General features: G+C 69.3%; 18 protein-coding genes and 1 pseudogene. 13 read left to right on the top strand and 6 right to left on the bottom strand.

All coding sequences use genetic code 11. The features are described 5' to 3' along the window. Positions 1 to 10: 10 nt before the first annotated feature. Positions 11 to 883: a Ku protein gene (locus tag ACGFNP_RS31915; RefSeq protein ID WP_358328826.1), complete on the top strand. Its 873-nt coding sequence runs from the start codon at positions 11 to 13 to the stop codon at positions 881 to 883. A 313-nt stretch (positions 884 to 1,196) separates the two neighbouring features. Here ACGFNP_RS31915 and ACGFNP_RS31910 read toward each other — a convergent pair whose 3' ends face one another. After that, a complete protein-coding gene (locus ACGFNP_RS31910; RefSeq protein ID WP_358328829.1) occupies positions 1,197 to 1,550 on the bottom strand; it encodes a hypothetical protein in 354 nt (117 codons plus the stop codon). A gap of 414 nt (positions 1,551 to 1,964) precedes the next feature. Between ACGFNP_RS31910 and ACGFNP_RS31905 the strand changes: the two genes are divergently transcribed. The 10 genes from ACGFNP_RS31905 (at position 1,965) to ACGFNP_RS31860 (ending at position 13,441) form a co-directional block, all read left to right on the top strand. Beyond that, positions 1,965 to 2,864 carry an alpha/beta hydrolase gene (locus ACGFNP_RS31905; RefSeq protein ID WP_358328832.1) on the top strand — a complete coding sequence of 300 codons (900 nt, stop codon included), beginning with the start codon at positions 1,965 to 1,967 and terminating at the stop codon, positions 2,862 to 2,864. 44 nt (positions 2,865 to 2,908) lie between these two features. Next, the gene (moeZ, locus tag ACGFNP_RS31900) at positions 2,909 to 4,090 is read left to right on the top strand and encodes an adenylyltransferase/sulfurtransferase MoeZ (RefSeq protein WP_219539309.1); all 1,182 of its coding nucleotides are present in this window, start codon (positions 2,909 to 2,911) and stop codon (positions 4,088 to 4,090) included. A 69-nt stretch (positions 4,091 to 4,159) separates the two neighbouring features. Then, positions 4,160 to 4,879: a hypothetical protein gene (locus tag ACGFNP_RS31895; protein WP_393325123.1), complete on the top strand. Its 720-nt coding sequence runs from the start codon at positions 4,160 to 4,162 to the stop codon at positions 4,877 to 4,879. Beyond that, positions 4,873 to 6,195: a S8 family serine peptidase gene (locus tag ACGFNP_RS31890; protein ID WP_358328838.1), complete on the top strand. Its 1,323-nt coding sequence runs from the start codon at positions 4,873 to 4,875 to the stop codon at positions 6,193 to 6,195. Before ACGFNP_RS31895 ends, ACGFNP_RS31890 begins: the two co-directional genes overlap by 7 nt. A 155-nt stretch (positions 6,196 to 6,350) precedes the next feature. Beyond that, a complete protein-coding gene (locus ACGFNP_RS31885) occupies positions 6,351 to 7,151 on the top strand; it encodes a hypothetical protein (RefSeq protein WP_358328841.1) in 801 nt (266 codons plus the stop codon). Beyond that, positions 7,145 to 8,302, top strand: coding sequence for a S8 family serine peptidase (locus ACGFNP_RS31880; protein ID WP_358328844.1), 1,158 nt, complete (start codon positions 7,145 to 7,147; stop codon positions 8,300 to 8,302). The genes ACGFNP_RS31885 and ACGFNP_RS31880 overlap by 7 nt, the downstream gene beginning before the upstream one ends. A 22-nt stretch (positions 8,303 to 8,324) precedes the next feature. Next, positions 8,325 to 8,684, top strand: coding sequence for a hypothetical protein (locus tag ACGFNP_RS31875; RefSeq protein WP_358328847.1), 360 nt, complete (start codon positions 8,325 to 8,327; stop codon positions 8,682 to 8,684). Further along, positions 8,672 to 8,989 (top strand): MGMT family protein, encoded by a 318-nt coding sequence (locus tag ACGFNP_RS31870; RefSeq protein WP_358328850.1) that lies wholly within the window; start codon positions 8,672 to 8,674, stop codon positions 8,987 to 8,989. The genes ACGFNP_RS31875 and ACGFNP_RS31870 overlap by 13 nt, the downstream gene beginning before the upstream one ends. Before the next feature lie 101 nt (positions 8,990 to 9,090). After that, positions 9,091 to 11,943, top strand: a complete 2,853-nt coding sequence (locus ACGFNP_RS31865) for a CDP-glycerol glycerophosphotransferase family protein (protein WP_358328853.1) — start codon at positions 9,091 to 9,093, stop codon at positions 11,941 to 11,943. Between the two features lie 463 nt (positions 11,944 to 12,406). Continuing rightward, positions 12,407 to 13,441, top strand: a complete 1,035-nt coding sequence (locus tag ACGFNP_RS31860) for an iron-containing alcohol dehydrogenase family protein (protein WP_393326234.1) — start codon at positions 12,407 to 12,409, stop codon at positions 13,439 to 13,441. Here ACGFNP_RS31860 and ACGFNP_RS31855 read toward each other — a convergent pair. After that, positions 13,428 to 13,877 carry a GNAT family N-acetyltransferase gene (locus tag ACGFNP_RS31855; protein ID WP_358328856.1) on the bottom strand — a complete coding sequence of 150 codons (450 nt, stop codon included), beginning with the start codon at positions 13,875 to 13,877 and terminating at the stop codon, positions 13,428 to 13,430. The two genes, ACGFNP_RS31860 and ACGFNP_RS31855, sit on opposite strands and share 14 nt — an antisense overlap. 98 nt (positions 13,878 to 13,975) lie before the next feature. After that, positions 13,976 to 14,413 carry a nuclear transport factor 2 family protein gene (locus tag ACGFNP_RS31850; protein ID WP_358328859.1) on the bottom strand — a complete coding sequence of 146 codons (438 nt, stop codon included), beginning with the start codon at positions 14,411 to 14,413 and terminating at the stop codon, positions 13,976 to 13,978. 96 nt (positions 14,414 to 14,509) lie between these two features. Between ACGFNP_RS31850 and ACGFNP_RS31845 the strand changes: the two genes are divergently transcribed. Beyond that, complete coding sequence (locus ACGFNP_RS31845) at positions 14,510 to 15,097, top strand: helix-turn-helix domain-containing protein (RefSeq protein ID WP_358328862.1); 588 nt, start codon at positions 14,510 to 14,512, stop codon at positions 15,095 to 15,097. On the opposite strand, the gene ACGFNP_RS31840 is transcribed toward ACGFNP_RS31845, so the two are convergent. The 3 genes from ACGFNP_RS31840 to ACGFNP_RS31830 form a co-directional block, all read right to left on the bottom strand. Beyond that, complete coding sequence (locus tag ACGFNP_RS31840; RefSeq protein ID WP_358328865.1) at positions 15,071 to 15,733, bottom strand: class I SAM-dependent methyltransferase; 663 nt, start codon at positions 15,731 to 15,733, stop codon at positions 15,071 to 15,073. The two genes, ACGFNP_RS31845 and ACGFNP_RS31840, sit on opposite strands and share 27 nt — an antisense overlap. Before the next feature lie 133 nt (positions 15,734 to 15,866). Then, positions 15,867 to 16,364, bottom strand: coding sequence for a hypothetical protein (locus tag ACGFNP_RS31835; protein ID WP_393325117.1), 498 nt, complete (start codon positions 16,362 to 16,364; stop codon positions 15,867 to 15,869). Positions 16,365 to 16,390: 26 nt separating this feature from the next. Further along, positions 16,391 to 17,134, bottom strand: coding sequence for a ParB/RepB/Spo0J family partition protein (locus ACGFNP_RS31830; RefSeq protein ID WP_393325115.1), 744 nt, complete (start codon positions 17,132 to 17,134; stop codon positions 16,391 to 16,393). A 378-nt stretch (positions 17,135 to 17,512) separates the two neighbouring features. On the opposite strand from ACGFNP_RS31830, the pseudogene ACGFNP_RS31825 reads away from it, so the two are divergent. Continuing rightward, positions 17,513 to 18,250 (top strand): annotated as a pseudogene (locus ACGFNP_RS31825) (IS481 family transposase); the annotation flags it as partial. Positions 18,251 to 18,348 lie beyond the last annotated feature (98 nt).

Genomic DNA, 18,348 nt, shown 5'->3' with positions numbered 1-18,348 from the left:
AGGAGTGCCCATGCGGAGCATCTGGAAAGGGGCGATCTCCTTCGGCCTCGTGACGATTCCCGTCAAGCTCTATTCGGCGACCGACCAGAAGGACGTCACCTTCCACCAGGTGCACCGCGAGGACGGCGGCAGGATCCGCTACAAGCGCGTGTGCACGCTCGACGGTGAGGAGGTCCCCTACGCCGACATCGCCAAGGGCTATGAGCTGGCCACCGGCGAGATCGTGGTGCTGACGGACGAGGACTTCGAGGACCTGCCGCTCAGCACGTCACGCAGGATCGACGTCCTCCAGTTCGCGCCGGCCGAACAGATCGACCCGATCTACTTCGCCAAGTCGTACTACCTCGAACCGGACGCGCAGGGCGCCAAGCCGTACGTGCTGCTGCGCAACGCCCTGGAGAGCTCGGGGCAGGTCGCTGTCGTCAAGGTGGCGCTGCGGCAGCGGGAGTCGCTGGCCACGCTCAGGGTGCGTGACGGGGTGTTCGTGCTGGAGACCATGTACTGGCCGGACGAGATCCGCGTGCCCGACTTCGGTTTCCTCGAAGAGGACATCGAGGTACGGGCCCAGGAGCTCAAGATGGCCGAGTCGCTCATCACCACGATGGAGGCGGACTTCGACGCGACCGAGTACCACGACGCCTACCGCGAGGCACTGCAGCAGGTGATCGAGGCGAAGGTGGAGGGCAAGGAGGTCGTCGCGCCGCCGGCGGGCGAGGAGGAGGCGGGTCCCGCCGTCGACCTCATGGCCGCGTTGCGGGCGAGCGTCGACGCGGCCAAGCGCGAGCGTTCCGGCGCGGCCGCCAAGCCCAAGAAGACCGCCAAGGAGTCCAAGGACGAGGGGGAGAAGGCCGCTCCCAAGCGTAAGGCTCGCAAATCCGCCTGATCGGGCGGTGCGCCCGGCAAAGGCAAGGCGCCTTCGGCTTGATTGCCGAAGGCGCCTTTCATGTTCACACATCCAGGAGGGAAGCGACTTTATCGGCCGCTCCCCTCAATGCCATGGGGAACGAATTCCCGCCGAGTCCGTACGCGTGGGCGTGGCGACTTTTCTGAGTGCCTGTATTCCTTTATGAGAACACGGGCACTCAGCACGCGCCCCGGAACTCACCCAAACCGGAGAACCGGTTGCATGGCTATCTCCTCGGACCGTATCCGGCGACCCTTATTGGAGTGTCCCCGGACGGGTCGTCTCCGCGTTGTTACTCAACCCCGCGCTGGGCGAGCTGGCGCGCCAACTCGTTCTCGCGCTCGCGCTCGAGCTGGGCCTGGGCCTGGAGCTGGCGGGCGTCCGCGTCAGCGTCGTTGCGGTTGAAGTTGCGGGCGTCCGCGTCAGCGTCATTGTCGCCGCGGACGCTGTTGGTGTTGTTGTTGTGCAGGTGGATGTGGACCTTGACCCGGCCGCCGCGGTTGTGCCTACGGCCCCAGCCGCCCCAGCCGCCCCAGCCGCCGCCGCCCCAGCCGCAGCGACGGTGGCAGCCGCCCCAACCACCGGCGACGACGCCGGCGTTGGTGGCGGCGGAGGCGGTGGCGCTGGCGGACGTTGCGGTGGTCACTGCGCCCAGGCCGATCACGCTGCCGGCCGCTGCCGTGCTGATCGCTAGCCCTGCGAGGACACTCTTGAACTTGGGCATTGAATTCCCCCCTAAAGGATCGGTTGCCCCGTTCCAGATATTTACCGGACTGAACGGTAAATATCTTGGATGTCGTCTAATGCGTCATCCGTGCGGATTTATTTCCGACGAGCCAGCGGATAAACGGGCCTTGTTCTGTTTTGCTATACGCTAACTCTCTCATTGCTCTCATTAAGCATTTATGAAATGAAATGAAATGATTTGTCCGTTTTGCGAACGGCGGCACCGCGTGCTTCTGCGTGAATTGCGTACTCATAAATGCTAATAAAGGGGCATTTGCCCGAAATGTAGGCTGGAAGGCGAGGGCGGCTATCGTTGGGTGAGCGAGGAGGACGCATGGCAGCAGCGCCGATCCCGCACTGGCCAGGACGCATGTTCGGCTCGGTGCATGTACGAGTGACTCCGGAAGGCGCCCCTGAGAAGGCGGTCTTCGTCCACGGCCTGGCCGGTGCGGCCACCAACTGGACCGACCTGATGGACGAGCTGAAAGACCTCGTCACCGGCTACGCCATCGACCTGCCAGGAGCGGGGTTCTCGCCCGAACCGGCCGACGGCGACTACACCATCGCCGCGCACGCTCGCGCGGTGATCGGCCTGCTGCGGGAGACCGGTCCCGCGCATCTGTTCGGCAACTCGCTGGGCGGCGCGGTCGCCGTCAGGGTGGCCGCCACCCGCCCCGACCTGGTCCGCTCGCTCGTCCTCATCTCGCCGGCGCTGCCCGACCTGCTGCCCAGGTACGGCCCGATACGCGTCGCCGCCGCGGCGTTGCCCAGGCTGGGTGAGTGGGTGGCCGACAAGCTCCGGCTGATCCCCGCCGAGCAGCGGATCAAGGCCTCCTTCGCCATGGTCTGGGCGGACGTCGCCGCGGTCCATCCGGTACGCCTCCACGACGCGGTCGAGGAGCAGCGCAGGCGCGACGAACTGGCCTACGCCGCCGCCGCCATGATCGGCTCGGCCCGCGGCATCGTGGCCGAGTACTTCCGCCGCGGCGAGGAGAACCTGTGGCGTCAGGCCGCCCTCATCGAGGCGCCCACCCTGATCGTCCACGGCAGGCACGACCGGCTGGTGCGTCCCGCCATGGCCGCCAAGGCAGCCCGTACGTTCAGGCAGGTCAGACTGGTGCTGTTGCCGCGCGCCGGGCACGTGGCGATGATGGAGACGCCCCGTGTGGTGGCCGCGGAGGCCCGCCGTCTGATCGGTGAGACGCGGTTGGGGAATGCCCGACTCGCCAACTAGGTTTCACAGGGGGGATAGGTCCCCCTGGAACGGGAGCGTAGAAAGTGTCGTTGCCACCACTGGTCGAGCCGGCCGCGGAGCTGACCGTCGACGAAGTGCGCCGCTACTCACGCCACCTGATCATTCCCGACGTGGGGATGGCCGGGCAGAAGCGGCTGAAGAACGCCAAGGTGCTCTGTGTGGGCGCCGGTGGCCTGGGATCGCCCGCGCTGATGTACCTCGCCGCGGCTGGCGTGGGCACGCTGGGCGTCATCGACTTCGACGTCGTCGACGAGTCCAACCTGCAGCGCCAGATCATCCACGGCCAGTCCGACGTGGGCAGGCCGAAGGCCGAGAGCGCCGCGGCCACGGTCCGCGAGATCAACCCGCTGGTCGACGTCGTCATCCACAACACGGCGCTGACCAACGACAACGTGATGGAGATCTTCTCCGGCTACGACCTCATCGTCGACGGCACCGACAACTTCGCCACGCGCTACATGGTGAACGACGCCGCGGTGCTGCTCGGCAAGCCGTACGTCTGGGGCTCGATCTACCGCTTCGACGGCCAGGCGAGCGTCTTCTGGGCCGAGCACGGCCCCTGCTACCGCTGCCTCTACCCCGAGCCCCCGCCTCCCGGCATGGTGCCGTCGTGCGCCGAGGGCGGCGTGCTGGGCGTGCTGTGCGCCTCGATCGGCTCCATCCAGGTCAACGAGGCGATCAAGCTGCTCACCGGCATCGGCGACCCGCTGGTCGGCCGACTGATGATCTATGACGCCCTGGAGATGAAGTACCGCGACGTCAAGGTCCGCAAGGACCCCGAGTGCGTGCTCTGCGGCAAGAACCCGACGGTCACCCAGCTCCTCGACGACTACGAGGCGTTCTGCGGCGCGATCTCCGACGAGGCCGCCGAGGCCGCGACGGGCTCGACGATCACCGCGCGCGAGCTCAAGGCCATGCAGGACAACGGCGACGACATCTTCCTCGTCGACGTCCGCGAGATCAACGAGTACGAGATCGTCTCCATCCCCGGCGCCACGCTGATCCCCAAGGGCGAGTTCCTCAACGGCTCGGCCCTGGAGAAGCTGCCGCAGGACAAGCGGATCGTGCTCCACTGCAAGTCGGGCGCGCGCTCGGCGGAGGCGCTGGCGATCGTCAAGAACGCCGGTTTCTCCGACGCGGTGCACGTCGGCGGCGGCGTGCTCAGCTGGGTCAAGACCGTGGACCCCAGCCTGCCCTCCTACTGAGTCCGGTCCTTTCCCCGAGGGTCCGGTTTCTGCGGATGGCGCCCGGTCGCCCGCATTAAGGTCGATGGCGTGGACGACGCTCGCCCCTGGCCCGCCCTGGTGATGGCCTCCGTGCTGACGATGGTCTGCGCGGTGGCCGCCGGGGTCTCGGCCAGTGCGGCGGGCTCGGAGCTGTCACGCGGCCCGAGCACCGCCGAGCTGCACGCGGCGGCCAAGCGGGAGGTCGCCGAACGCTGGCGCACCTGGGCGACCGGGCGCATCTTCCCGGCCAGCCTGCCCTACTCCGCCGAGCAGGGCGGACAGGAGCGGGCCAGCCGGGTCGGCATCTCGCCGGGTTTCGCCTGCGCCGGCTCCGTCGACTCGAAAGCCGCCAAGGCCCTGCGCAAGGCGGGCTGCCGGGGAGTGCTGCGCGCCACCTACATCGACGCGCTGCAGGGCGTGCTCGTCACGATCGGCGTCGTGGCCCTGTCCGACGAGTTCGAGGCCGCGCACGCCAAGACCGCCTTCTCCGCCGCCGGCGCGCCCGTGCCCGGCCTGCGGCCGCTGGCCTTCAAGGGCACGGCCTCCGACCGTTTCGCCCCTTCCGTACGCCAGGCCGGCTCCGTACGTCAGGCCGGCCCGTACCTCGTGCTGACCACGGCGGGCCAGGTCGACGGCCGGCCGGCGCGCTCCGTCGGCGAACAGCGGCCGGCCATCTTCGCGTTCGCCAGCGAGATCTCCGAGCGGGTCCTGGCCGACCTGAGCACGCCCCGGATGCCCGACTGCGCCTCCCAGGAGTGGCGGTGCTGAGCCGCGCGGTGCTGGCCCGTGCGGCGCTGGCCCGCAGGGTGCTGGGCCGCGGGGTGCCGACCCGTGCGGGCGTGCTCGTCGCGGCGGTGGTGTTCTTCAGTGCGGGGCCGGCGCTGGGTGTCTTGGGGGCCGGGCCCGCGCCGGGGCTCATGAGTGCCGAGGCGGCCCTGGCCGACGACGTGCGCGGCGGCCAGCAGCCGGTGATCAGCACGCTGGAGCTGAACAAGGCGTGGCGGGTCAGCAAGGGCGCGGGCGTCACCGTGGCCGTGCTCGACTCGGGCGTCGATCCCGGCCACCGCGACCTGGCCGGCTCCGTGACCGTGGGCCGGGACTTCACCGAGGGCGCCAACCCGCCGGGGGTGCCGCCGCGTCGCCTGCACGGCACGTACATGGCCTCGCTGATCGCCGGGCACGGCCACGGCCACCAGAGCAAGCTCGGCGTGATCGGCGTGGCTCCCAAAGCGCGGCTCCTGTCGGTCCGGGTGATACTGGAGGACGAGGAACCGGGGTTCAGGGAGTTCAACACCGCCGCGCGCTTCGAGAACGTGGTGGCCAGGGGCATCCGCTACGCGGTCGATCGGGGGGCGCGCGTGATCAACATGTCGATCTCCAAGGAGCTGGCGACCCAGGAGGAGCGGGCGGCCGTACGCTACGCGATCTCCAAGGGCGTCGTGCTGGTGGCCGCCGCGGGCAATGACGGTGCGGGCGAGCCCGACGAGACGGGATTCGCCCCCTATTCGTACCCGGCCGCCTTCCCCGGCGTCGTGTCCGTGGGCGCGACGGACCGGCGGCTGCGCCGGGCGACGTTCTCCAACTGGAACTCCTCGGTGCTGGTGGCCGCGCCCGGCGTCGACATCATGGGCGCGGGCCCCGGCGACGAGTACTGGGTCGGCAGGGGCACCTCCCAGGCCACCGCGCTGGTCTCCGGAGTGGCCGCCCTCATTAAGGCCAAATATCCGGAAATGTCGCCGCCGCTGGTCGCGCAGGCCATGACCGCGAGCGCGACCGACCGGCCGCCGGGCGGCTACGACACCGGCACCGGCTTCGGCGTGGTCAACGCCGCCAAGGCGCTGGCCGAAGCGGGGCGGCTCGCTCATTACACCGAGACGGCCGCGGGGGCCCAGGCGCAGGACCCGGCCCGGCCGCTCGGCGGCGGATCGGCGGGCCGGATCGAGGTCGTCAGCCGGGACCAAGCGCGGGTCAAGGTCTATGGGACGATCGCCTTGGCGGCCGCCCTCGGCGCGCTCTCCTCCATGTGGGCGATATTCGCCCTGGTCAGGCGTGTGCGCCGCGCTCAGAGCGGTCAAGGCGCATGATCCGTCCGCTAAGGGGGACGAAATAGACACGAACCGAGCCTGGGAACGAGGCGGTGGTGAAGGCACGTAGGTCCACCTCAGGGTTGCCGCGCGCCGGGGGAGCCACATCGGGACGGAAGAACCCGCTCGGTGCTCCAGCCGGTCGCCGATCTCGCGTGCGCGCGTGGCCGGCGGCCAACGGCCGCGACAAGGCGGCGTCCAAGGAGCGCGTGGAGCAGGCCATGCTCCGGCAGGGTGTGCGTTTCCGCCGCCTGTTCGTGACGCTCGTCGGCATCGTCGTGGTCATGTCGGCCGTCCTCGTGCTCCTCGGCACGATCGGGCTGCTTGAGGAGACCAGGTCGCGCCCGCTGACCGCGGCAGAGCAGAACCAGTACAAACAGGAGGAGATCGCCAGGCGCTGGCAGGCGTGGCCCGCGACCGGCGTCTTCCCGGAAGAGGTGAAGTACGTCGGGCTCGACAAGGCCCAGCAGTACGCCCGGCGCGTCGGCATCGCACCCCAGACCGAGTGCGGCAAGGCCGTCGACCCCTCCGTGGCGGGCATCCTCGACGACCACGGATGCGTGACCATGCTCCGCGCCACCTACGTCGACCAGACGGCCACGTTCGTCTTCACGGTCGGCGTGGCCGTACTGAAGGACGAGGAGTCCAGGCTCTCGGCGACCGAGCAGCTCACCCAGGACGACCGGGTCGGCGTGCTGCCCGTGGCCTTCTCCGGCACGGTGACCGAGCGGTTCGGGGTGGAGCAGCGCCAGCGCACCGGCTGGGTGGGCGCCGGACCGTACATCGTGTTCTCGACGGCGGGCTACGCGGACGGCAGGACCCGGGCGGCCATCCCGCCGGAGGAGATCCTCCACAGCGAGCTGTGGCCGGCGGCCAAGTCGATCGGCAACCAGATCGCCTATTTCCTGGCGGACCCCCCTAAGGTCCCGCCCTGCACTCAGGGGAACGTGTGCTGACCGTTGTACGCGCGCTGACCGCCGCCGTGGTCATGCTGCACGCTCCCGTGGCCCCGCCCGTCAGGGACCAGCAACAGTGGGTGCTCGACGCGCTCAACGTCGAGCAGGCGTGGACGGTCACCAAAGGCAAGGGCGTCACCGTGGCCGTGGTCGACAGCGGCGTCGACGGCACGCTCAAGGAGCTGCGCGGCCGCGTGACCGCCGGTCCCGACATGACCGCGGCCACCGTCGAACGCGCGGCCAAGCCCGGCAAGCACGGCACCGCGATGGCCGCGCTCATCGCCGGGTCCGGGGCCGGCAAAGGGCTGATCGGCGTGGCGCCCGAGTCGGGCATCCTCTCCCTGGCCCTGGCCCTCGACGACGACCCCACCGGCGACACCATCGATCCCCAGCAGGAGGAACGGACCTCGCTGGAGAGCCCGCTGGCCCGTGCCATCCGCTACGCCGCCAACCACGGCGCCAAGGTCATCAGCATGTCGATCGGCACGTACGGGCCGCTCAAGTCCGAGCGCGAGGCCGTCTCCTACGCGCTCGAAAAGGGCGCCGTGCTGGTCGCCGCCGTCGGCAACGACGGGCAGACCCAGTACGCCAAGGACAACGGCACCTCGTTCTGGAGCTTCCCCGCGGGCTATTCGGGGGTCATCGGCGTGGCGGCCGTCGACAAGCAGGGCAAGGGCGCGACGTTCAGCAGCGACAACCTGTCCGTCCTCGTCTCCGCGCCGGGCGTGGGCGTGCCCATCGCCAAGCGCAAGGGCGGCTACGAGCTCTCGGAGGGCACCAGCGCGGCGAGCGCGCTGGTGGCCGGGGTGGCCGCGCTGGTCAAGTCGCGCTATCCCACCATGGCGCCCGAGCAGGTCGCGCAGGCCCTGGCCGCGAGCGCCAGGGGACGGCCCGCCGCGGGATACGACGACAAGACCGGGTTCGGTGTGGTCGACGCCGGTGCCGCGCTCAACGCGGCCGAACGGCTGGCGGGGGAGCAGCGCGACGTCGCCGTGCCCGACGACCAGCACTTCGGCGTCGGCGAGGACTCACCGGTGCCATCGCGGCCGGGGCCCGATCCGTGGCGGCTGTGGCTCTACGGAGGAGGCGTCCTGGTGGCGTTGATCATGTTCTGCGGAGCCATCATCGTGCTCAATCAGCGCAGCGAGTAAAGATCCGCTATGGTCGCGCGTCATGGGATACGAGCTGCGCGTAGTTCGTGAAGCGCCCCTGGCGTTCGCCGAGCTCGCGAAGGCGATCGCGCCGGCCGGTTTCGGGCTGCGCGGGCCGGACGAGATCGTCGCCGGACACGCCGGTGACACGCACGTCGTAGGGCACTGGCGCGATCAGGTGATCGGCGAGCCGGGCTCCGACTGGCAACTGGCGCAGCTCATCCGGCTGGCGGCCGCGCTCGGCGCCCGGCTCGTCGGCGAAGACGGCGAGAACTACACCGTGCGCGACGGCATCGTGGAACTGGTGACCGGCGGTACGGTGGTCGAAATCGGCAAATACCACGAGATCATCGAGGCGGGGCCCAACGCATGGAGTCCGTGAACCCGTTCGCCGAACGGGTCCTCGAGGTGGTGGAGTCCATCCCGCCGGGCATGGTGATGTCCTACGGCGACATCGCCGAATACCTCGGCGAGGGCGGCCCGCGTCAGGTCGGGCAGGTCATGTCGACCTGGGGCGGCGGCGTGCCGTGGTGGCGCGTGGTGCATTCCGACGGCACCGGCGCGGCCCCTGACCACGTACGACGCTGCCTGGAGCACTGGCGAGACGAGGGCACACCGTTGCGCGGCGAGCGCGTCGACATGCGGCAGGCTCGCTGGGACGGGCGTTCAGCCGATTCTAAGAAATGAGTTTGACCTGCGGATTCGCTCGTTAGGCGAATCCGTTGCACGTTAGTCCCCTTACGATGGCATGAACCAGTGATGGCGGTTCGAAAGGCGGTGCCTTACCGATGGCAACCGGCGTCACAGCCCTGAGTCAGGGCGGCGATCAGATCGCCGATCGCCTGAAGGCTGTCCAGGATCTCTGTGACCGGGGTGAGCCGCTCGACGCGGTCATGCGGGCCGTGGGATCGGGCGGCCACGACTCGGCGTTCGACGCCGAGGTGCTCAGCGGGCCGCTGGGCGCCCGGATGGACCTGGCGGTCAAGCGTGGCGCGGCCCGCAGGCGCGAGCTCGTCACTTTGGTGCGCCCCTACCTGGCGGCCGTGGACGCGGGGGTCAAGCGTGACCTGCCCGTCGCCCGGCGCCTGATCTGCCACCTCATCGAGCACCGCCCGGACGACGAGCTGGTCGACGGCGACACGCTCACCAAGGTCGTGGCGGCGGCGGCCGAGCCGTCCAAGCGGATCCGCGAGGGCCTGCGCTGGTACGCCGACCTTCCCTTCCGTGACGAGCTCCCGGCCGGCCTCTATCGGCTGCGGCGCGCCGACATGGTGCCCGTGACCCACATCGACGACATCGTGTGGGTCAACGGCAAGCTGCGCGTCACCGGCTTCGCCTACCTGGCGGGCCTGTCCGTGCGCAGCCGCCGGTTCAACTGGGCGACCGTGGTGCTGCGCGGGCCGCGCTGGCTGCCTCCGGTGCGCATGCGCACCCGCCGGGTGCTGGCCCCCGAGGCCACCCACGGCGCGCGCGAGCCGGGCTGCAACTACGACTGGTCCGGGTTCACCGCCGAGCTCAGCCCGTGGTCCCTGCGCTGGCGCGGAGCCGTGCGCGGCCTCGTGCACGCCGTACGCAGGCGGCTGCGCCACCGGCCCGCCGTGCACGACACCACGACGTGGCGGGCCGAGATCGTCTTCTACAGCCGCGGCGCGCGGGCCACCGGTCTGCTGCGTGGCGCGTCCCCCGGCCGCACCGAACGGCCCGCCGGTCTCAAGCTCCAACCGGGCCTGTGGGTCAGGCCGGTGTGGACCTCCGACCGGGCGCTCCAGGTCGTCCTCCAGCCCAACCGCGCCGAGCTCGCCGGGGTCTCCGTCGAGGGCGAGCGCCTGGAGCTGAAGATCTTCCTGGCCGGCCGTACGGTGACCAAGGGTCATGCCCGGCTGGGCGGCCACCGCATGGCCGCCGAGTTCACGCCGGTCGCCGACGGCACCGAGGTGCTGGTCAGCCTGGCCGTGCCCGCGCTGCTGCAGGAGAAGGACGGGCGGCGGCTCTGGGTCGAGCCGAAGGGTGACCCCGCCGCGTCCGTCATGCTCGGCGACCTGGTCGAGACCAGGGCGCCCTCCGGAGACCGCGAGATCACCGTGCTGGGCGACCGGCGCGACCGCGTGCTCGTCTCCGCGCACCGCATCCGCCCGGTGATCACCTCGGCGGTGTGGGAAGGGCCCGCGCTGGTGCTGCGCGGCGGCTACCCCGACGCCGCCGGGCCGCGCGTGCTGACGCTGCGCCACCGGTCGGGGCTGTCCTACCACGTGCCGATGGTCCGTACGGGCGACCAGTTCACCGTACGTCTCGAGCCCGCCTCGATGGATCGTTTCGGTGAGGTGGTGCCGCTGTCGTCCGGCACCTGGAACATGTCGGTCCGGCACCCGTCGGGCGAGATCGTCCCCCTCCGCATGGACCACGCGACACTGCCCGACCTCGACGAGAAGCCGCGCGCGTTCGAGGGGCGGTCCTTCCGGATGCTCTCGACGCGCTTCGACGTGCCGGTGGTGGCGGTCGAAGAGGAACGGCCGGCCGACGAGAAGGGCGTCGCGGGCACCCACGTGCTGCGGCGGGTCTTCTACCCGGCGCAACGCACCGAGCCGCTGACCGACGCGACCGTCTACGTGGTCAACGACGGGCGCCTCTACGCCGACAGCGTCCGGGCCATCTACGAGGAGCGGGTGCGGCGGGGCGACGACCGCGAGCACATCTGGATCGTCAAGGACGGCGCGTTCACCCCGCCTCCGGGCACGACCTCGGTGCGGGCCGGCAGCCGTGAGCACCACGCTGCGCTCGCCCGGTCCCGATTTATCGTGACAAATGCGTTTTTGCCGGTCTGGTTCCGCTCCCGCGAGGACCAGGTCGTCCTGCAGACCTGGAACGGCACCCCGGTCAAGCGCATCGGCAACGACCAGCCCCACATGACCCGCGACCCCCGGCCGCCGATCTGGCACCGGCAGGCGGCCGAGGTACGCGGCTGGGACGTGCTGCTTTCGCAGTCGCCGTGGGCCACGCCGGTGCTGCGGCGGGCGTTCGGCTACCAGGGCGAGATCCTGGAGAGCGGGCTGCCGCGCAACGACGTGCTCTGCTCGCCGGACAGAGACTCGCTGGCGGCCGCGGTGCGGGCGCGGCTGGGCTTGGTCGAGGGCAAGCGCGTGGTGCTGTACGCACCGACGTGGCGCGACTATGACCGCAAGAACGCCATGGTCAAATTCGACCTGGCCAAGGCCCGCGAGGCACTGGGCGCGGACCACGAGCTGCTGGTCAGAGCCCACCCCATGCAAGCCATGCCCGCCGTCCCCGACATCGCCCACGACGTCACGACTTATCCCGACATAGCGGATTTGCTGCTCGTGGCGGACGTGCTGGTCACGGACTACTCCTCGGTCATGTTCGACTTCGCGGCCACCGGCCGGCCCATGGTCTTCTATGGGTACGACCTGGCGAAATACTCGTCGAAGCGAGGCCTGTACATCGACCTCCCGGAGCAGGCGCCGGGACCGGTGCTGTCGACGTCGGCGGAGGTGATCGACGCACTACGCTCGATCGACTCGGTGGCGGCGGCCCACGCGGACCGCTACGACGCCTTCCGCGCCACCTTCGCCCCCAGGGACGACGGCAAGGCCACGGCCCGAGTCGTAGACCGCCTGTTCTCCTGAGGCTCTTCTCCTGAGGTCCCCAGGGCGCTTCGCCCTGGGGACCTCAGGCATTGCCGCCTCGCCTCCCAAGGGCTTCGTAGGGGCGCTTCGCGCGCTGGGCTCAGGCGTTTTCCAGTCGGCGCCAGCGCCGACCCCACGATGGTCCTCGCTCCGCCCGGGCGCCCTTCAGGACGCTTCGCCGCCTCCTTGGCAGGCTACGAGAGGGCGGCGGGTGGACAGGGGAGGGTCGTTTCGCTGACTCTGAGGAGGCGGTGGCATCGGCTGCATCACCCGCGGCAAAGCGTCTCGAATTCCCTGTGGTTCCCTGAAGGAATCAGGCAACTCGGACAGGCGTGGGCTGGCCTCTCGTACAACACGAAGATCGCTAGGTGCTGCTAACCTCACGGATTTGATCAGCTCATTTCGCTGTCAGACATCAACATCCGGTCCGAGGACAAGGACAATCATGCCGCTGTTGGCCCGCATGCTCTCCGCTCCCCTGTTCGTCGACGTCCGGGCCGGTGCGGTCGCCAGCCTCGGCACGCTGCTGACCGACCTGCAGATCGCCCGGCAGGGCAGGGTGGCCGTCGCCGTCGGGCCCAGCCAGGGTGACGGCATCTGCGAGGAGTTGCGGATCGATGGGGCCGAGGTGCTCCGCATTCCCGACGGCACCCTCGCCGCCGCAGCCGAGCTGGGACAGCGACTGCGGGCCGGGCAGTTCGAGGCGATCGCCGGCATCGGCGGCGGCAAGACCATCGACGTGGCCAAGTTCGCCGCGCACATGGCGGGCATCCCGATGGTGGCGGTGACCACGAGCCTGGGCCACGACGGTATCGCCTCGCCGGTCAGCACGCTGCGGCACGAGTCGGGCACGGGCTCCTACGGCGTCGTGATGCCGGCGGCCGTCCTGGTGGATCTCGATCGCGTCCGGTCCGCCCCGGCGTCGTTGTCCACGGCCGGGATCGGCGATGCGATCAGTGACCTGTCCGCGGTGGCCGACTGGGAACTGGCCGCCGCCGAGGTCGGCGAGCACATCGACGGGCTGGCGGTGGCGATGGCCAGATCAGCGGCGCTGGTGGTCCTGCACCAGCCGGGGCAGGCCCGGACCGACGAGTTCCTCACCGTGCTGGCCGAGTCGCTGATCCTGTCCGGGATGGCGATGGGAGTGGCCGGGTCGAGCCGGCCGGCCAGCGGCGGCGACCACGAGATCATGCATGCCGTCAACGAGCTCCACCCTGGCACGGCCAGCCACGGAGAACTGGCCGGAGTGGGGGCGCTGTTCTGCACCTACCTGCGTCAGGACGAAGACAAGGTCGGGCTGATCTCCGCGTGCCTGGAACGGCACGGGCTGCCGCGCACTCCCGGCGATCTCGGCTTGTCAGACGCCGACTTCGCCAAGGCCGTGGCGTACGCGCCGCGGACCCGTCCGGGCAGGTACACCATTCTCGAACACCTCGACCTGTCCGAGGCTCAGCTCGCCGATCACGTGGCCGCCTACGTCAAGGTCATCGCGGGCTGACGTCGATCTGGTACTTGATGAAGCCGCGGTTCTCGGCCACCTTGTCGTACAGGCGTCGTGCGGTGATGTTCGACTCGTGGGTGTTCCAGTACACGCGGCCGCACCCATGGTCCTTGGCCCAGTCGGTCACGGCCGCGATCAACGCGCGTGCCACGCCTTTGCCCCGTACGTCCTCAGCGGTGAACAGGTCCTGCAGGTAACAGACATCGTTGTCGGGCGCCGACGTGCTGGGGTGGGGAAAGAAGTGCGTGATGCCCACAAGCCGTCCGTCCAGCGTCGCTCCAAGGGCGTGTAGGCGCGTGTCAGCCTGGAACTCCTGCCAGGCCCTCTCGTACATCTCGTCCGGCTCGACGCGCTGGTAGAAGTCGATGTAGGCGCGGAACAGGCCCTCCCAGGCGATCCGGTCGGACGGGAGGAGCCTGCGGATGTCGATCATGTTGCTCCTCCTGGGGCGGCTTCGCGTGGCACGCCACAGGCTAGGTACAAGTGGTCTGCCGCGATACGGCCACTCTCAGGGGAAAACCAGGGGCCACTTCACGCCGCGGTCAGTCCGGCGAGCAGGTCTTTGACCCCGTCGAACGCGATCGCGCCGTCGAGTGGGTTGGAGTAGCTGCGGGACCAGGTGATCAGCCCGTCACGGACGCGGGTGACCATGATGATGGAGAAGGCGAACCGCTTTCCGGTGGGCAGGACGGTGCCCTGAAGCTGGTACTCGGCGATGACGATCTCGGGATCGGCCGTCTCGTGGATGTGGGCCCCCTCCACGGAGTCGAACTTCTGGATCTGGGCGCCCTCCCTGAGGTGGCGCCGGAAGGGCTCGCGGCCGACCTCGGGGTGCGGAACGCCCGGCGGCAGGAACGGCAGCTCGAAGACGGCGTCCTCGGCGAACAGATCGGCCGTCTCCGGCACTGGACCCATGGCGTAAAGGGCGAGAAGACGCTCGATGACCTCGCGGGGTGCGGCAGTCGACATGGCATACTCCTTCGGAGAGAATAAGCGGGGCGTCCGCACCGGTTAATATACGGGGCGCCCGCCCCGTTTGTCCACGAAGAGATTGGGACGGGTGACGTGAGCGGCGAGCGGCCACTACGGGCTGATGCACGGCGGAACAGGGAGCGGGTCCTCGAAGCGGCCCGAGCGGCCTTCAGCGCCGAGGGCGGCGGTGTGTCGCTGGATGAGATCGCCCGCCGGGCAGGGGTGGGGCCGGGCACGGTCCACCGTCACTTCCCGACCAAGGAGGCGCTCTTCGAGGCCGTCGTCGTCGACCATCTCCGGCAACTGGCCGACGAGGCGGAGGCCGCGCTGCGGGCCGAGGACATCGGCTCGGTCTTCTTCGCCTTCCTGCTGCGGATGATCCGCGAGGCAGGTGTCAAGAAGGACCTCACTGACGCGCTCTCCGGCACCGGGGTGAAGCTGAGCGACACCACCCAGAAGGTGGCCGCCGACCTGCGGGAGACCTTCGCGAAACTGCTCGCCCGCGCTCAGCGGGCCGGCGCCGTACGGGCCGACGTGGCCGCCGGGGAGGTACAGGCGATCGTCCTGGCCGCGCTCACCGCTGAACAGACCGGCGTCGCGCACCCCGGTCACCTGGCAGCCCTCGTATGCGACTGCCTGCGTCCCCGGTCGGGGTCACTTGTTCAGTTCGATGTCGAGTGAGAGGGGGGTCTCCTGGATGTCGAACGTTCTGAAGTCCGTGTGGGAGATGAGGGCCGTGAACTGCCTCTTGTCGTACGCCTGCCTGGGCAGGACTGAGCTCAGGACATAGCGGGTGATCGCCCGGTTCACCGGGCCGAGGCGCATGCCGGCGACGTCCGCGTGGACCGCCTCTTTGGAGACGTCGCGGCGCAGGTCGTTGATGTAGGCGCGGCCGCCGGGGCGGAGTACGCGGTGCATCTCGCGTAAGGCGCCGACCGGGTCGGAGAAGTTCTTGAAGGCGGCGCAGCAGACGATGAAGTCGAAGCTCGCGTCCTCGAACGGCATGGCCGAGACGTTTCCGTGGCGGAAGTCGACCTGGACGCCCGCCTCCGCGGCCTTCTGCCGGGCGATCTGGACGAAGGACGTGCTGACGTCGAGGCCGGTGACCGTGTAGTCGCCGGTTCTGGCCAGTTCGATGGCGAGGTAGCCGGGGCCGGGGGCCACCTCCAGGAGATCGGCGCCTGCCGGGGCGCGTGCCACCACGACCCGGGTCTGCTCGGCGAACCTCGACAGGTCCTTGCCGGTGTTGCTCGCGTACCAGCGGGCGATCGTGCCCTCCATGCCGATGCCCTTGTAGCCCTTGTCGGTTCGTGTCATGACCTCTCCAAGGTGTCGTTGTCTACAACTCACGATATATCGCATTAGTCGTCAGTCAAGATATGTCGTGAGATTGCCGACTCCGCGATGCTGCGTTCCTGCTTCGGCGACAGCACGACGTCCAAGGCCAGGCTCACGCCTCACCCCCGGCATCGTCGTAGAGGATTTCGCCTTGGACGATCTCGGCCTGGAGGATCACGTCGGTGTCCGGGTCGGGAACGTCGTGGCGCTGCTGAAGCTGGAGGAGCATGTTGCCGAGCAGGCTCGCCATGTCGGCGTCGGCGACACCGTTGCGGTTGATCTGATCCAAGCCGAGCAGCATCGCCCGCTTATTGATGATCTTCAGGACGGTTTCGGCGGGCTGGACCTCGCCCTTCAGCACCTTCGGCCACAGCGCGGCCATCACCCGGTCCAGGCGTCCGATCTCCAGATGTAGCAGCTGCTCGGCCGCCATCGCCTCGGCCTTGGCGGCCCGCTTCAGCGCGTCTGTGATGTCCTTCGACACCGCCTGCGGGCTGGCGTAATCCAGCCGCTCCGCGATCACCGTGGGACTGACGCCCGCGATCCGCATCTGCAATGCCTGATAGCGGCGCTCGTGCCGCGCCAGCTTTGCCTGTGGATCGTCAGCCATGAGGGGGCCGCCTCCTTATGCCAGCGTTACCGCTGTCGCTCTGCGTGTGTCCGAAGTGCCGCCATCACCACCTCCGCGAGCGGCGCTTCACCGTCTCGGCTGCGGATGTCCGCGATGAGGCCGGTCACCTCGTCGTGTTGCGCCGCCGTGAGGGGCACGATCAACTCGACCGTCGAACCCGCTTTGGGCCGTGGAGGAGGAGGAGCGTCCGTGCGGACCGACCCGTCGCCGTCCGCTGACTCCTCGCCGTCCTTGCCATCGGCCGTGTCGTCCTCGAGTTCGTCGTCGAGGTCTTCCCCTGCGAGGGCTGGCGTCCCGGCCGGTGCGGGCCTGGGTTGGGTCGGCTCGTCATACACGATCTCGATGTTGTTGCCGAGGTCGTCGAGCAGATCCGCGAGGTCATCGTCCCTCCACCCTGTGCCATCCAGGTCTGGGAGAGACTGGAGCAGCTCGGCGAGCTTGGCGTCGTCATACTCGCCGTACTCCGCGAGCCGGTTGTCCGCGAGCATGATCCGCTGGGCGGTCTCATCGTCCACGTCGATGATGACCACAGGAACGTGCTTGAGCCCGGCCTTGGTCGCGCCACGCCAGCGGTGCTCACCGACGACGATCGGCATCCGCGACTTCTGGGCGACGACGGACCCATAGAAGCCGTTCTTCTTGATCGACGCGACGATCACACCCACGTCACCGTGGTGTGGGTTATCCGGGTGCGGCTCCAGGTCGCCGACCGCGACCATCCGATACTCCTGTGGCGCGATCTTCGCCATCAACCCTCCCTTGCCGCCCTCGGGAGGGCCAAGTGGTCGACCGTCCTGACCTGTGGCTTTGTGCGTTTCCGCAGGTCAGATTTCGAAGTGGTCGTCATCGGCCGCCAGCGTCTCCAGTACGGGCGGCTCGACGATCTCGACCGTCTGCTCCGTAACCCCAGCGCGCGGGTGCCCGACTGCTCCGCGAGCGTCTACTCGCTGGCTGCGTCGCCGGCTGGCACTGGTCCACGATCAGCGCGAACGGCCCTCATGGAGGCCCGCCGCCGCTCGAGTCGCTGAGGCCGGACGCAATGTAGCTCTGCGTAGTATCGATGACCGTGGGGTGCACCCCCCGACCGCTAGCTGTACTGACCACAGAGGTTAGGTACGGGGCGACACGGCAGCGCGGGCATGGCCGACCGCAGCTCACGCCCGCACCACAGCCCACGCCGTACACCCACCCGCACCGAACGGCGCATCATCAAGGTCCGTGTGCTGCGCCGGGGGGGCCCAGCCCGCATCGCCTACCTGCTCGGCCTGCACCCCTCCACCGTCCACCGAGTCCTGACCCGCTACCGGCTCGCCCGCCTGACCCACCTGGACCGCGCCACCGGCCGGCCGATCCGCCGCTACGAACACCCCGCACCCGGCGACCTGATCCACGTCGACATCAAGAAACTCGGCAACATCCCCGACGGCGGCGGCCACAAGGCGCACGGCCGAGTCGCAGGCGGGCGCAACAGCTCCGCCCACCGCGACCCCAACCGGCCCCGCACCCACCACGGACGACCCAACCTCGGCTACGGCTACCTGCACAACGCCATCGACGACCACTCCCGCCTGGCCTACACCGAAATCCTGCCCGACGAGACCAAACACAGCGCCACCGCCTTCTGGCAACGCGCCCACGCCTACTTCACCAGCTGCGGCATCACCGTGCGCAGGGTCCTGACCGACAACGGCAGCTGCTACCGCTCCCACCTATGGCGCGACACCCTGCACGCAGCCGGCATCACCCACAAACGCACCCGCCCCTACCGCCCCCAGACCAACGGCAAAGCCGAACGCTACAACCGCACCCTGCTCGACGAATGGGCCTACGCCCAGCCCTACCCCTCAGAAACCGAACGCCGCGCCGCCGGTCGCGTCCTCGGAGCGGTGTAAAAGGCTCAACGAGGTAGGTGCCGCGGGTTGATCTTAGGCGGCGGCCGTTTCGGGTGTCGAGTCGGACGCCG

It is taken from the genome of Nonomuraea sp. NPDC049269 (assembly GCF_043197155.1).
Taxonomy (GTDB): Bacteria; Actinomycetota; Actinomycetes; order Streptosporangiales; family Streptosporangiaceae; genus Nonomuraea.
The sequence above is the reverse complement of the archived record's forward strand: the minus strand, read 5'-3'. Positions and strand labels throughout refer to the sequence as shown.

What these genes read in the sequence shown, in the direction of transcription:
- ACGFNP_RS31830 (WP_393325115.1), bottom strand. Translation starts at nt 17,134, where the DNA reads ATGGCGAAGATCGCGCCACAGGAGTATCGGATGGTCGCGGTCGGCGAC.
- ACGFNP_RS31905 (WP_358328832.1), top strand. Translation starts at nt 1,965, where the DNA reads ATGGCAGCAGCGCCGATCCCGCACTGGCCAGGACGCATGTTCGGCTCG.
- ACGFNP_RS31865 (WP_358328853.1), top strand. Translation starts at nt 9,091, where the DNA reads ATGGCAACCGGCGTCACAGCCCTGAGTCAGGGCGGCGATCAGATCGCC.
- ACGFNP_RS31835 (WP_393325117.1), bottom strand. Translation starts at nt 16,364, where the DNA reads ATGGCTGACGATCCACAGGCAAAGCTGGCGCGGCACGAGCGCCGCTAT.
- ACGFNP_RS31915 (WP_358328826.1), top strand. Translation starts at nt 11, where the DNA reads ATGCGGAGCATCTGGAAAGGGGCGATCTCCTTCGGCCTCGTGACGATT.
- ACGFNP_RS31840 (WP_358328865.1), bottom strand. Translation starts at nt 15,733, where the DNA reads ATGACACGAACCGACAAGGGCTACAAGGGCATCGGCATGGAGGGCACG.
- ACGFNP_RS31855 (WP_358328856.1), bottom strand. Translation starts at nt 13,877, where the DNA reads ATGATCGACATCCGCAGGCTCCTCCCGTCCGACCGGATCGCCTGGGAG.
- ACGFNP_RS31860 (WP_393326234.1), top strand. Translation starts at nt 12,407, where the DNA reads ATGCTCTCCGCTCCCCTGTTCGTCGACGTCCGGGCCGGTGCGGTCGCC.
- ACGFNP_RS31875 (WP_358328847.1), top strand. Translation starts at nt 8,325, where the DNA reads ATGGGATACGAGCTGCGCGTAGTTCGTGAAGCGCCCCTGGCGTTCGCC.
- ACGFNP_RS31870 (WP_358328850.1), top strand. Translation starts at nt 8,672, where the DNA reads ATGGAGTCCGTGAACCCGTTCGCCGAACGGGTCCTCGAGGTGGTGGAG.
- ACGFNP_RS31850 (WP_358328859.1), bottom strand. Translation starts at nt 14,413, where the DNA reads ATGTCGACTGCCGCACCCCGCGAGGTCATCGAGCGTCTTCTCGCCCTT.